Origin of the sequence: Pseudomonas sp. PS01299 (genome assembly GCF_029960145.1) — a bacterium.
GTDB classification, from domain to species: Bacteria; Pseudomonadota; Gammaproteobacteria; order Pseudomonadales; family Pseudomonadaceae; genus Aquipseudomonas; species Aquipseudomonas putida_A.
Map to the genome: position 1 here is coordinate 1 of NZ_JASCPO010000163.1, position 13268 is coordinate 13268.

Here is a 13268-nt window from a genome sequence, read left to right on the forward strand (position 1 = left end):
AAATGTGGGAGCGGGCTTGCTCGTGAAGGCGGTGTGTCAGCGACATTTGAAGTGATTGACACACTGCATTCGCGAGCAAGCCCGCTCCCACAGGAGGGATCTGTGTACTTCAGCGGGTATGCGCCTGTTCCACCAGCCAGATCATCAATTCCTCCAATTGCGGCGACGCCTCGCCGCCTTGTGGCATCACCACGTAGTAGCCCAGCCCCGTCTTCACCTTCAGATCAAACGGCATCACCAGCCGTCCGGCGCGCAGGTCATCGCCGATCAGCGACCAGTCGCCAATCGCCACACCCGTCCCATGCGACGCCATCGACATCGCCTGATCCAGCGTCTCGAAATGTTGCCCCATGTTGACGTTGCTCAACTGCAATTCGGCGGCGGTCAGCCACACCGTCCAGTCCTGGGTGTCGCGGGTCGGATGCAGCAGCAGATGCTGTTGCAGGTCGGCCGGTTCGCTCAGCGCCGGTGGGCCTTTCAATAATGCTGGCGAGCAGACCGGTGTCAGTTGCTCATCGAACAGATGCAGCGCGGTCGAGGAGTTGTCCGGCGGCGTGCCGTAGATCACCGCCGCATCGAATTGCTCGCGCTGAAAGTCGACGCCATGGGCCAGTGTAGTGGTCAGTTTGACCGGCACGTCCGGGCGTTCCTTTTGCCATTGCAGCAGGCGCGGCACCAGCCAGCGCATCACGCAGCTGGGCGCCTTGAGTTGCAGGGTTTGCCGCTTGCGCCCGATCTGCTCGGTGGCCTCGCTGATCAAGCCGAAGATCTTTTCCACCCGGGGCAGCCATTCACGTCCTTCGGCGGTCAGTTCCAGGCCTCGGGCCAGACGGATGAACAACTCATACCCCAGATGAGCTTCCAGCCCGGCAATCTGCCGGCTCACCGCGCCCTGAGTGATGTGCAACTGCTCGGCCGCCCGGGTGAAGTTGCAGCACTGCGCAGTAATCAGAAACGTGTGCAGGGCGGGCAGGGGAGGCAGTCGTTTCATGTGGATCCAAGGTATGACGTGAGGACATGGCTAGTATGACTTTTAATCGATTGTTGTCGCTACCTGCCGCCCGTTCAATGAGCTCATTGAAGGGGCCCTTTGTAGGAGTGAGCCTGCTCGCGATAGCGGTGTGTCAGTCACCGTAATGTTGAATGTGAAGACGCCATCGCGAGCAGGCTCACTCCTACACAAAGGCCTTGTGTCTCAAACGAACAAGAAGGGCAATCGACATGGCGACGTGTGGCGAAGTACTGGTCAAGTTACTCGAGGATTACGGGGTCGAGCAGGTGTTCGGCATTCCCGGGGTGCACACCGTGGAACTGTATCGCGGGCTGGCCCGTTCGAGCATCAACCACGTCACTCCACGGCACGAGCAGGGCGCCGGTTTCATGGCTGACGGCTATGCGCGCACCAGCGGCAAACCGGGTGTGTGCTTCATCATTACCGGCCCGGGCATGACCAACATCACCACCGCGCTGGGCCAGGCCTACGCCGACTCGATCCCGATGCTGGTGATCTCCAGCGTGCAGACCCGCAGCCAGTTGGGCGGCGGTCGCGGCAAGCTCCACGAGTTGCCGAACCAGAGCGCGCTGGTCGGTGGCGTCGCGGCGTTCTCCCACACCCTGATGTCGGCGGCGGAATTGCCCGGCGTGCTGGCCCGTGCTTTCGCACTGTTTCAGGCCGGGCGTCCGCGTCCGGTGCACATCGAGATTCCGCTGGATGTTTTGGTAGAAGAGGCTGATGAGCTGCTCGCCAGCGTTCCGGTGCACATCGACCGCGCCGGGGCTGCACCGGCTGCCGTACGGCGCATGACTGAGTTGCTGGCCGGCGCTCGGCGTCCGCTGATTCTCGCCGGTGGCGGTGCCATCGATGCCGCCGCCGAACTGACTGAGCTGGCCGAGCTGCTCGACGCCCCGGTGGCGCTGACCATCAACGCCAAAGGCATGTTGCCCTCCAGCCATCCGCTGCTGATCGGCTCGACACAAAGCCTGGTCGCCACTCGCGCACTGGTGGCCGATGCCGACGTGGTGCTGGCGATCGGTACCGAACTGGCCGAAACCGATTACGACGTGACCTTCGCCGGCGGCTTTGAAATCCCCGGCAAGTTGCTGCGCATCGACATCGACGCCGATCAGACCGTGCGCAACTATCCGCCGCACGTGGCCTTGGTCGCCGACTCGCGCAACGCTGCGCATGCACTGCTCGGCGCACTGTCGCAGCAGGCGCTGGCCGAGCGGCGCAATGATTGGGGGCAGGTGCGGGCAGCGCGTCTGCGCGATGAGCTGGCCGCGACCTGGGATGCGCCAACCCTGGCCCAGACCCGTTTTCTGGAAACCGTGCTGCACGAATTGCCGGACGCAGTGTTCGTTGGCGACTCCACGCAACCGGTGTACACCGGCAACCTCACGTTCAACCCGGAACGTCCACGGCGCTGGTTCAACTCGTCCACCGGTTACGGCACCCTCGGTTACGCCCTGCCGGCGGCGATTGGCGCGTGGCTCGGCGGTAGCGTCGAGGACGGTGCTCGTCCGCCAGTGGTGTGCCTGATCGGCGACGGTGGCTTGCAGTTCACCCTGCCGGAACTGGCCAGCGCGGTTGAAGCGCGTACGCCGGTGATCATCCTGCTGTGGAATAACCAGGGCTACGAAGAGATCAAAAAATACATGGTCAACCGCGCCATCGAACCGGTCGGCGTCGATATCTATACCCCGGATTTCATCGGCGTGGCCAAGGCCCTGGGCTGCGCCGCCGAAGCGATCAGTTCGGTTGAACAGCTGCGCGGCGCGCTGCGTGCCGCCACCGATCGTCAGGGCCCGACCCTGATCGAAATCGACCAGACCCAGTGGATGCAGGCGGTGGCCAAATGATCAATTTCCCAACCACACTCGATGGTGTGTACATCAACGGTCAATGGTCGGCCGGGAGTGAACACCTGCGGGTGATCAATCCGGCCACCGAAGCACTGCTGACCACGGTCAATGGTGGCGATGAACGCGCGGTCGATCTGGCCGTCAGCGCGGCCACTGAAGCGTTCAAGCGCTGGTCGAAAACCAGCGGTGCCGAGCGCGGTGCGATCCTGCGCAACATCGCCAATGGCGTGCGCAACGGCCGCGATCATCTGATGAAGCTGCAGTCGAGCAACAACGGCAAACCGCAATTCGAAGCGGCGATCGATGTCGATGATGTGATCGCCACTTTCGAGTATTACGCCGAATTGGCCGAAGGCCTCGACGCACAACTCGACAGCAACGTGGCGCTGCCCAGCGATGACTTCAGCGCGCGTCTGCGTCGTGAACCGTGCGGTGTGGTCGGGCTGATCGTGCCGTGGAATTTCCCGATGGTCACCACCGCGTGGAAACTTGCGCCTGCCTTGGCCGCCGGTTGCTGCGTGGTGCTCAAACCGTCGGAAGTCACGCCGCTGCCGGAGCTGGAACTGGCGGCGATCATTGCCGAGTCCGGCTTGCCCGACGGTGTGTTCAACCTGGTTTGCGGCACCGGTCTGGCGGTCGGTGCACCGCTGTCGGCGGACCCGCGCATCGCCAAGATCTCTTTCACAGGCAGCAACGCCGTCGGCGTGCAGGTGATGCAGCGCGCCGCCGAAACGGTGAAGGGCGTGAGCCTGGAACTGGGCGGCAAATCTTCGCTGTTGGTGCTTGAAGATGCCGATTTGGAACTGGCGGTGGAACTGGCCTGCGGCGGCGGTTTCTTCAACGCCGGGCAGATGTGCTCGGCCACCAGCCGGGTGCTGGTCGCCGATGAGCTGGCCGATGAGTTTCTTGAGCGTCTGCAAAAGCGCGCGCAAGCGATTCGCGTGGCCGATCCGTTCGACCCGGACGTGGAGATGGGCGCGCTGGTCAATCAGGCGCAATACCAGCGCGTGCTCGGCCACATCGACCGCGGTTTGAGTGCCGGGGCGAAGCTGGTGTGCGGCGGTAATCGTCCGGCGGATCTGCCACGCGGCTATTTTTTGCAGCCGACAGTGTTCACCGACGTGCCCCTCGACAGTGCGTTGTGGTGTGAAGAGATTTTCGGCCCGGTGCTCTGCGTGCGCAGTTTCAGCAGCGAAGCCGAGGCGATTGCCCTGGCCAACGACAGCCAGTTCGGGCTGGTCGCCAGTGTGGTGACGCGTAACGCCGAGACTGCCGACCGCGTCGCCAACGCCCTGCAGGCGGGGCTTGTATGGCTCAACGCGCCGCAAGTGATCTTCCCGCAGACGGCGTGGGGCGGCTACAAGCAGAGCAGCATCGGCCGTGAATTGGGGCCGTGGGGCCTGGCCGCGTTTCAGGAAATCAAACACGTGATCCGGGCGCTCTGAACGCCCGAAAACGGTGAGTGCATGCCTCGCAACGAGGCATGCGTCGGTGTCATGGCTTCGATGAGTTTTTATCGATAGTCAGGTGTATTGCACGACCTCAGGATGAACCCGTCGGCAGCGCTGCAGGCCTTTTAATACAAGGCCTGCAGCGGATCCGGCCGCGCGGATGCAACGGTTGCGACCAACCTCATACTTAAAAGAACAAAGGGAGTCCGTCATGGGCGAGCACGATCTGAACAGGCGTCAATTCATTAAAACCGTGGGCGTCGCCTCGGTAGCGGCGGCGGCCCTGAGCATGCCCTTCATCCGGGCCAGCGCCAGCGCCAGCGACACGCGGTTCGCCGGCAAGACCCTGCGTTTGCTGACCTGGTCGGATGATACCGGCCTCGCCGCACTGCGCAACATTGCCGCCACCTTCGAGGCCAAGACCGGCGCCAAGGTCATCGCCGACCGCACCGGCAGCACCTCGGAAATGGTCGCCAAACTCAAGGCCGGCGGTGACCGTCCGCAGTACGACATCATCACCCTGGCCGGGGTCGGCGCCGAAGGTCTGGCCGCCGCCGGGCTGCTGGAAAAACCCGACCTGAACCGGATTCCCAACCTGATCGACGTACCGGAAAAATACCGCACCGGCGCCAACGGGCACGGCATCGGTTACTTGCTGTGGTGCAACAGTCTGGTCTACAGCACCCGCACCCTCAAACAGGCACCGGACAGTTATGCCGCGCTGTGGGACGCCGATCTGGCGCCGAACATTTTCCTGCCGCCGCCGAACTGGACCGAGGCCATGGACCTGATCATCATCGCCGCGAAACTGGCCGGCGGTGACGAACACAACATCGAGCCGGGCTTCAAGAAACTCGCAGAGCTGAAAGATCGCGTGGTCACCCTCGGCGAGAACCCGAACCAGATCGCCGAACTGTTCCGCACCGGGTCGTTGGACATGGGTGGGCTGTACGCCCCGGCATTCTTCCCCAAGCAGATCCGCGATCCGAACTACGGCCTCGGTGCCACGTTCGGCATGAAGGAAGGTTTCTACACCGACCTGATGCTCTCGGTGATGCCGAAGAACCGTCCGGGCGACACCGACTTGGCCTACGCCTTCATCGACCACTCTCTCGACCCGCTGGTGCAGGGCAAGATGGCCGAAGACATCTTCAACGGCCCGGTCAACGCCAAGGCGATCATCTCCGCCGAAGCGCGCAAGAGCCCGTACATCCTCACGCCGGAGCAGATTGCCGAGAAGGCGATCATGCACGACAACGCCTTCCTGGCGACCGTGCATGACCAATGGATTCGTCGCTATACGGAAATTTTTTCTTCCTGACGCCGGCCTCCCGAACACCACGGGCCCCCTGTGGGAGCGAGTCCTGTGGTGAGGGGATTTATCCCCGATGGGCAGCGTAGCTGCCCCAAGATCAGCAAATACGGTGCATCAAATGTACCGCGCACGATGGTTTTGCGACTGCTTCGCAGCCGGTCGGGGATAAATCCCCTCACCACAAAAAATGACTCCCACAGGAGATTGAGGTGTTTGCGAGATTAGCTTTCCATTGACGAGATCATTGCTATGGAACATCAATCCCTGACCCAACCGGTCGGTGCCGCCGCCGTGCGCCCGGCGCGCGGTATTTCGCCGACCGCCCGGGCGTGGTTTTTCCTCACGCCGTCGATGCTGTTTCTCGGTGTGCTGATCGCGGCCAGCCTGTTGGTGCTGCGCATGAGCGTCGGCACTAAAGGCGCGGAATGGAGCGGGTTCAGCCTCGCCAGCTACGCGCAATTGCTCGAACCCTACTATCTGAAATCCCTGCTGCTGACCCTGCGTCTGGCGCTGATCAGTGCAGTGATCGCGGTGCTGCTGGCGATCCCGGTGGCGTACACCATGTCACGGCTGACCTCGCCGTTCGTGCGGCGGATTTTTCTCGCGGCGGTGCTGTTGCCGCTGCTGGTCAACCTCCTGCTGCAAAGCTACGGCTGGCTGGTGATTCTCGGCCCGGGCGGGATGCTCAACCAGACACTGATGGGCCTGGGCCTGATCAAGCGCCCGATCATGCTGCTGTACAACCAGAACGGCGTGCTGATGGGCCTCGTGCAGACCGCGTTCCCATTGGCCGTGCTGCCGATTGCCAGCGCCATGCGCGGTGTCGCCCGTACTTACGAAGAGGCCGCCGCAACCCTGGGTGCCAGCCGTTTTCAGGTGTTTCGTCAGGTGGTGTTGCCGATGAGTCTGCCGGGGATCATCACCGGGGCGACGCTGGTGTTCGCCTACAACGCCAGCAGTTTTGTCGTGCCGTTGCTGCTCGGTGGCCGCCGTGTGCCGATGCTTGCGGTGATGGTGCACGACCAGATCGCGCCGCTGATGAACTGGCCTGCCGCGTCCGCTGCCGGGGTGGTGCTGATCGTCACTACGCTGGCGATCATGACCCTGTCCGAATACATCACCGGCCGTCGTCGGCGTCTGCTGGAGGCTTCGCAATGAGTACCCTGACCAACAAGCGCATGGCGCTGCTGCCTGGCGACACCGGCAAGTTCGCCGGGATCCTCTCCGGGTTCATTCTGCTGCTGGCGGTGTTGCCGATCCTGACCATGATCGTCATGTCGTTCAGCGGTGCGTCGAACCTCGACTTCCCGCCGAGCAGCTACAGCCTGCAGTGGTACAAGGCGGCCTGGCACACCTTCGTCTCGCCAGACGCCAGCGACGTGCTGAGCCTCGGTCAGGCCATGGCTACCAGCCTGCTGGTGTCGTGCCTGACCATGGTTTTCGCCACGCTGATCGCGGTGCCCGCCGCCTATGCGCTGACCCGTTGCGAGTTCCGTGGCAAAGCCGTGGCGCTGCAACTGATGTCGTTGCCGCTGGTGTTTCCGATGGTGGTGTTGGGACTGGCGTTGCTGCTGGTGTTCGACAGCCTGCCGTTTCACCTGACCACCTCGCGGCTGGTGATTGCCCACGTGATTCTGGCGCTGCCGTTCGTGGTGAAAAACTGCACCGCCGCGATGCTCTCCATCGGCAGCGAAGTCGAAGAGGCGGCGCGGATGCTCGGCGCTTCACCGCTGCGGGCGATTGTCGACGTGGTGGTGCCGTTGATGAAGTCGGGGATTCTGGCGGGGATGCTGCTGGCGTTCATCGTCTCGTTCAACGAATTCACCGTGACCTATTTCCTCTACACCATCGACGTCATGACCGTGCCGATCTGGATGTACAGCCGCACCGTGTCATCGCTCGACCCTACCGTGTTCTCGTTTGCCGTGCTGATCGTGCTGATCGACTTCGTCCTGATCTGGGCGCTGGAGAAGCTGGTGGGCGAGGGCGGCGTTTCCTTTTGATTTGAGGTGCAACATGACTGGTCTGATTCTGGAAAACGTCGAGAAATTCTACGGCTCGGCTTGCGCGGTACAGGACGTCAATCTGCATTTGCCGGAAGGCCAACTGGTGTGTTTTCTCGGCCCGTCGGGCTGCGGCAAAACCACCTTGCTGCGGATGATCGCCGGGCTGGAAACCCTGACCGGCGGCGAGATTCGCCTCGACGGCGAGAACATCGGCCACACCCCGGCGCACCAACGCAACTTCGGCATGGTGTTCCAGTCGCTGGCGCTGTTCCCGCACATGACCGTCGGCGAGAACATCGCCTACCCGCTGAAACTGCGCGGCGTGAGCAAGGCCGAGCAGCAGGCGCGGGTGGTGGAATTGCTGGAGTTGATTCAGTTGCAGGCGATGATCGACCGACCGGTGGCGAAACTCTCCGGCGGGCAACGGCAGCGGGTGGCGATTGCCCGGGCCATCGCCTCGCGGCCGAAAATCCTCCTGCTCGACGAACCGTTGTCGGCGCTGGACGCCAAGCTGCGCGAGTCGATGCAGGTGGAAATACGTCAGCTGCAACAGCGCTTGAACATCACCACGATCATGGTCACCCACGACCAGCGCGAAGCCATGACCATGGCCGACATCGTCGTGGTGCTGGGCGAGCACAAGGTGCAGCAGGTGGGCACGCCGATCGAAATCTACCGGCACCCGGCCAACGAGTTCGTCGCCGACTTCATCGGTTCGGGCAACATTTTTCCGGCCACGGCGCTGGGTGACGGCAAGGTCAGTTTGCCGGGCGGTGATGCGCTGCAAGTGCCGATCTGCAGCAGCATCGAAGCGGGGCAGAAGGTGAAGATGCTGATTCGTCCGGAGGATCTGCAACTGTCCGCGCCACAAGCCACGGCGGGCAATCGCTTGCTCGGCAAGGTGACGTTCGTGCGCGATATCGGCGCGACCATCGAGACCACGGTGGAGTGTTCCGGGGTGACGTTCACCGCGTTGAGTACGCCGTGTCAGGGGATCGGTTTGGGGATCGGGCATCCGGTGTCGGTGACGTTGCCGAGCGAGGCGTGTCGAGTGTTGGGGGCTTGATCCGGATTTGATGGTGATCTTGCCGATGCCATCGCGAGCAGGCTCACTCCTACAGGGGAACGCATTCCAACTGTAGGAGTGAGCCTGCTCGCGATAGGGCCATAAGCCTCACCGCAGATGCCGGATCAGACCGACTGCCGCAACCGCGCCAGATCCCTTAACGGCGGTGCACCAAACAAGCGGCTGTACTCGCGGCTGAACTGCGACGGGCTTTCGTAACCCACGCGATAGCCCGCCGCCGACGCTTCCAGCCCTTCGGCCAGCATCAGGCGCCGCGCTTCCTGCAGGCGCAATTGCTTCTGGTACTGCAACGGACTCATCGCGGTCATCGCCTTGAAGCGGTGATGCAGGGTTGAAACGCTGAGGTTGACTTCTTTCGCCAGATCATCGATGCGCAGCGGCTGTTCGAAGTTGCCGTTGAGCCATTTGATCGCCTGGCTGATGCGGTGGCTCTGGCTGTTGGCAATCGCGATTTCATACAAGCGATGGCCCTGCGGACTGCGCAGCAGGCGATAAAGAATCTCCCGGCGAATCAGCGGCGCGAGCATGGCAATGTCTTTCGGCGCATCCAGCAGTCGCGCCAGACGCAACACCGCGTCGAGCATCGCGCTGTCGATCTTTTCCACATACAGGCCGCGCCCGGTCGGTCGGGTCGGCACGCCCATCGGCCCAGCGTCGGCGATCAGTGCAGTGATTTCCGCGGGGTCGATGTCCAGGCGCACGGCGAGAATCGGATCCTCCGGCGAGACATTCACTACCCGCCCGCTGAGCGGCATCGAGACCGAGACCACCAGATAATTCAGCGGGTCGTAATTGAAGAACTCATCGGCCAGGCGCACCTCTTTGCGGCCCTGGGCCATGATGCACAGCGCCGGTTGCGCAAGTACCGGGGCGAAGTCATGGGACTGGGTATGGCGCGACATGAACAGCGAGCCGATGGCGGTCTGATAACTGCCGTCGTCGGTGGTATTGCGGCGGATGATCGCCGCGAGTTCTGCACGCTGTTTTTCCATGTCGGCATCGGGCGGAGACTGGAAACGATCGAATGACGTCATGCACGGCATCCTCGGCAAGGAATCTGGAATGGGGCAGAGCATATGTTTGTGCAAGCGCCAGCGGTAGACACATCCTGTCAAATGCTTGCCTGATTCTGCATGGGCTGCTTTTGCGTGCCGGCCATCAGCCTGCGACCGCCACCTTACCCCTTGGGTCGAAGACCCCTGTAGGAGCTGCCGAAGGCTGCGATCTTTTGATTTTAAAAACAAAAGTCAAAAGATCGCAGCCTTCGGCAGCTCCTACACAAAAGCGTTGTGACAGCGGTGTGACAGGTTTCTACCCATCGATGCGGGGCGTTTGTGCAGTCTCGCAGGATTGTGCAACGCAGCGGCAGGAATCGACTAACGGCACCTTGCGCCCGGCCCTTAACCTTTGATCCTGTCGCAGCCCGTCCCCCGGCTGCCACGCGACTCCCTGGGAGGGTTGAACATGTCCAAGCAGATTCCCGTCAGTCATATGGCCTTCGTTCGAGCGCGCGCCGGACGCTCCGCTGAACTCGGTGTGCGCCTCAGTGCCTTGATCGAACCGTCGCGCGCCGCCCCCGGTTGCCTGAACTTCGCCCTGCAGCATTCGCAATGCGATCCGGACCTGTGGCTGGTCTCCGGTTTCTGGAGCCATCAACAGGCAATGACCGCGTATTTCAACAGCCCGTCGATGCAGATCTTTGCCGAATTGGTTCAGGACCTGGTGGTCAACAGCCTGGATTTCCACACCTTCAAAGAGGTGTCGGCGGCGCAGGCGCTCGGACAATGCCCGGCACCGATACACAAACTCGCCGGTTGAGGGTTTAATGTCCGGCTTATTCATCTGAGCCAGGATGTGTGCCATGGCACGTAAAGAGTTTGAACACTTCGAAGCAGTCTCCGCAGTCGTCCCCGTCGAGTTGGGCGGCAACAAGGGTTACCACGCGGCAATCGCGGTCAAGGCCCTGGTCGATGGCGGTGCGCCACGCTTCCACAAACTGCTGGGTGATCAGGTGTTCCCCGGCGCCATCGCTGCCGATGACGCGGCGACCCAGGAGCTGGACCGCCTCAAGGGTGTCACCGATGACGCCGAGCTGATCTGGTAACTGCGCTTACTTGCCCGCACCCGGGCGCCACATCTTGAACAGGGCTTCAGGCCCCAACTGGAAATAGTCCGCCGGCCCGCCGCCGCGCAGAATAGGTTCTGCCGCGGCGGTGTCGTAGATCCCGTCCTTCAACAGCCATTTGGCGATATGCACGGCGACCACTTCGCCGAGAATCAGCCAGCTCGGCACGGTTTCGCCATCGGCGCGCTGCAACTGAATGATCTGCGTGACCTTGCACTCGAAGGACACCGGGCTTTCGGCTACCCGTGGCACCGCAATCACCTTCGACGCCACGGGCGTCAGCCCGGCCAATTCAAACTCGTTGACCTCAGGCGCGACCATCGCGCAGCTCTGATTCATCTGCTCGGCCAACGGGCGGGTGGCGAGGTTCCAGGCGAACTCGCCGGTCTGCTCGATGTTGTTCAGGCTGTCTTTGCGCCCGATGCTGGAAAAACCAATGATCGGCGGAATGTAGTTGAACGCGTTGAAGAAGCTGTAAGGCGCAAGATTCAGCTGGCCGTCGGCATCCTGCGAAGAAATCCAGCCGATGGGACGCGGGCCGACGATGGCGTTGAACGGATCGTGGGGCAGGCCGTGGCCGTTGGCGGGTTCGTAGAAGTGGATGTCATCGGACATGGCTGGAGGTTCCTGGAGGGCGTTTGTAGAAGGCAATAGTGCAAGTCTGAAACAGCATTTTCCAGTCACACAAAGATATTCCAGTTGATGCAATCCCCTTTGTGGCAGCGGGTTGCTCGCGAATGCAATCTTTCAGTTGCCACAGTGGTTGACTGACCCGGCGCTTTCGCGAGCAAGCCCGCTCCCACAGGGGATATTTGCCGTGCCCCAGAAATGACTAAGCCCGGCCGAAGCCGGGCTGTGCGATTTACAACTGCAATCAGCTGATCGAAGCGGATTGGGTACGGTCGTAGCCGTCAGCGGCGAAGGCAGCCGAACCGGTGCGGTCGTAGCCGTCTTCAGCAAAGGTCGCCGAACCGGTGCGGTCGTAGCCATCCTCGGCGACAGTTGCCGAGCCAGTGCGGTCGTAACCATCGGCAGCGACGGCCGAGCCATTGCGGTCATAACCATCGGCAGCGACAGCCGAGCCAGTGCGGTCATAACCATCGGCAGCGACGGCCGAGCCAGTGCGGTCATAACCATCGGCAGCGACAGCCGAGCCAGTGCGATCAAAACCGTCGGCAGCAAAGGTGTTGGCGGCCATTACGGACAAGGCGAAAGCGAGGATCAGTTTGGTTTTCATGTGAGTGACTCCAGATTCGTTGGCGGGTGTGTTTTGCATGGGTTTAATGCTACGCCAACTAAATTGATAAAAAAGCGCAAATAAATGCTAAAAACAATCGATTAACTTGATATTAAGGGCGGCGCATTGAATGGGCTTCCACTGTCGGGAGCGAACGCCGCGCGGGTCATCGATCAGGTAGTGGCAGGATGCCGGGGCAGCATTAATGGGGGATTAATCGCTGATTTTCGCGATATGACGGATTTTTCATCTGTTGCCGACCGGTTTTTCACCGGTGCGACGCCAGTCTGCCCACGGCCAGAAAACCAAGAACCGGCCGTCCCACACTGGAGCTTTGCTTGCGATGAACAAACTGCCTCAAATCACCCTGGCGTTCTGGGTCATGAAAATCTGCGCGACGACCCTGGGGGAAACCGCGGGGGACTTGCTGTCGATGACCCTCAACGTCGGGTACGCCCTCAGCTCGCTGATCCTGATCAGCGTGTTCGTGCTGACGCTGATCAGCCAACTGATGGCCAAGACCTACAAGCCGCTGCTGTACTGGATCGTGATTCTGTCCACCAGCACCGCCGGCACCACCATGTCCGACTTCATGGATCGTACCCTTGAACTGGGCTACGCCACCGGGTCGATGATCCTGATTGCGATTCTGCTGGCGATCTTCACCGCCTGGCGCCTGAGCGGCGATTCTCTGAACGTCAGCAAGGTGCAGACCTTTCGTGGCGAGATGTTCTACTGGATGGCGATTCTGTTTTCCAACACCCTGGGCACTGCGCTCGGCGACTACCTGGCCGATGATTCGGGCCTGGGTTTTGCCGGTGGCGCGCTGCTGATCGGCTCGACCATTGCCGTGGTCGTGGCGCTCAAATACTTCACGAAGATTTCGTCGGTGCTGTTGTTCTGGGTGGCGTTCGTGCTGACCCGGCCGTTCGGTGCGACCCTGGGCGACCTGATGACCAAGTCCCATGAAAAGGGCGGCCTGGACTTCGGCACCATAGGCTCGTCGGCGGTGCTGGCGGGGATTCTGCTGGTGATGATTGTCGGCGTGTCGTATGCGCAGAAGCGTTATGGCAAGCCAACGGTAGTTGCTGAATTGTCCTGATACCGAGTCGCCCCAATCGCGAGCAGGCTCACTCCTACAAAGGGCGGCGTACACCAATCAATGTAGGAGTGAGCCTGCTCGCG

Annotated in this window: 13 protein-coding genes; 9 read left to right on the top strand and 4 right to left on the bottom strand. The window is 61.7% G+C overall.

What is annotated here, in order from left to right; translation table 11 throughout:
- Positions 1-109 precede the first annotated feature (109 nt).
- Positions 110-991, bottom strand: coding sequence for a LysR substrate-binding domain-containing protein (locus tag QMX91_RS22350; protein WP_027612487.1), 882 nt, complete (start codon positions 989-991; stop codon positions 110-112).
- 230 nt (positions 992-1221) lie between these two features.
- Here QMX91_RS22350 and QMX91_RS22355 point away from each other — a divergent pair, with 230 nt between their 5' ends.
- From QMX91_RS22355 to QMX91_RS22380, 6 genes are all read left to right on the top strand, one after another.
- Positions 1222-2859: a 5-guanidino-2-oxopentanoate decarboxylase gene (locus QMX91_RS22355; RefSeq protein WP_282413390.1), complete on the top strand. Its 1638-nt coding sequence runs from the start codon at positions 1222-1224 to the stop codon at positions 2857-2859.
- Positions 2856-4307 carry an aldehyde dehydrogenase family protein gene (locus QMX91_RS22360; protein ID WP_282413391.1) on the top strand — a complete coding sequence of 484 codons (1452 nt, stop codon included), beginning with the start codon at positions 2856-2858 and terminating at the stop codon, positions 4305-4307. Before QMX91_RS22355 ends, QMX91_RS22360 begins: the two co-directional genes overlap by 4 nt.
- A 217-nt stretch (positions 4308-4524) precedes the next feature.
- Positions 4525-5634, top strand: a complete 1110-nt coding sequence (locus QMX91_RS22365; RefSeq protein WP_223007768.1) for an ABC transporter substrate-binding protein — start codon at positions 4525-4527, stop codon at positions 5632-5634.
- A 243-nt stretch (positions 5635-5877) separates the two neighbouring features.
- The gene (locus QMX91_RS22370) at positions 5878-6786 is read left to right on the top strand and encodes an ABC transporter permease (protein WP_223007769.1); all 909 of its coding nucleotides are present in this window, start codon (positions 5878-5880) and stop codon (positions 6784-6786) included.
- A complete protein-coding gene (locus tag QMX91_RS22375) occupies positions 6783-7631 on the top strand; it encodes an ABC transporter permease (RefSeq protein ID WP_096795112.1) in 849 nt (282 codons plus the stop codon). The genes QMX91_RS22370 and QMX91_RS22375 overlap by 4 nt, the downstream gene beginning before the upstream one ends.
- 13 nt (positions 7632-7644) lie before the next feature.
- Positions 7645-8700, top strand: coding sequence for an ABC transporter ATP-binding protein (locus QMX91_RS22380; RefSeq protein ID WP_282413392.1), 1056 nt, complete (start codon positions 7645-7647; stop codon positions 8698-8700).
- Between the two features lie 125 nt (positions 8701-8825).
- Here QMX91_RS22380 and QMX91_RS22385 read toward each other — a convergent pair whose 3' ends face one another.
- Positions 8826-9755, bottom strand: a complete 930-nt coding sequence (locus QMX91_RS22385; protein WP_027612494.1) for an AraC family transcriptional regulator — start codon at positions 9753-9755, stop codon at positions 8826-8828.
- 430 nt (positions 9756-10185) lie between these two features.
- Between QMX91_RS22385 and QMX91_RS22390 the strand changes: the two genes are divergently transcribed.
- A complete protein-coding gene (locus tag QMX91_RS22390) occupies positions 10186-10539 on the top strand; it encodes a putative quinol monooxygenase (RefSeq protein ID WP_282413393.1) in 354 nt (117 codons plus the stop codon).
- Positions 10540-10582: 43 nt separating this feature from the next.
- Positions 10583-10825 carry a hypothetical protein gene (locus QMX91_RS22395; RefSeq protein ID WP_103486312.1) on the top strand — a complete coding sequence of 81 codons (243 nt, stop codon included), beginning with the start codon at positions 10583-10585 and terminating at the stop codon, positions 10823-10825.
- Positions 10826-10831: 6 nt separating this feature from the next.
- Here QMX91_RS22395 and QMX91_RS22400 read toward each other — a convergent pair whose 3' ends face one another.
- Positions 10832-11461 carry a flavin reductase family protein gene (locus tag QMX91_RS22400; RefSeq protein WP_183784048.1) on the bottom strand — a complete coding sequence of 210 codons (630 nt, stop codon included), beginning with the start codon at positions 11459-11461 and terminating at the stop codon, positions 10832-10834.
- A gap of 259 nt (positions 11462-11720) precedes the next feature.
- On the bottom strand, positions 11721-12083 hold the full coding sequence (locus QMX91_RS22405; protein WP_282413394.1) for a heme utilization protein: 363 nt from the start codon (positions 12081-12083) through the stop codon (positions 11721-11723).
- Between the two features lie 343 nt (positions 12084-12426).
- Here QMX91_RS22405 and QMX91_RS22410 point away from each other — a divergent pair, with 343 nt between their 5' ends.
- Complete coding sequence (locus QMX91_RS22410; protein WP_282413395.1) at positions 12427-13185, top strand: hypothetical protein; 759 nt, start codon at positions 12427-12429, stop codon at positions 13183-13185.
- The last annotated feature ends 83 nt before the right edge of the window (positions 13186-13268 follow it).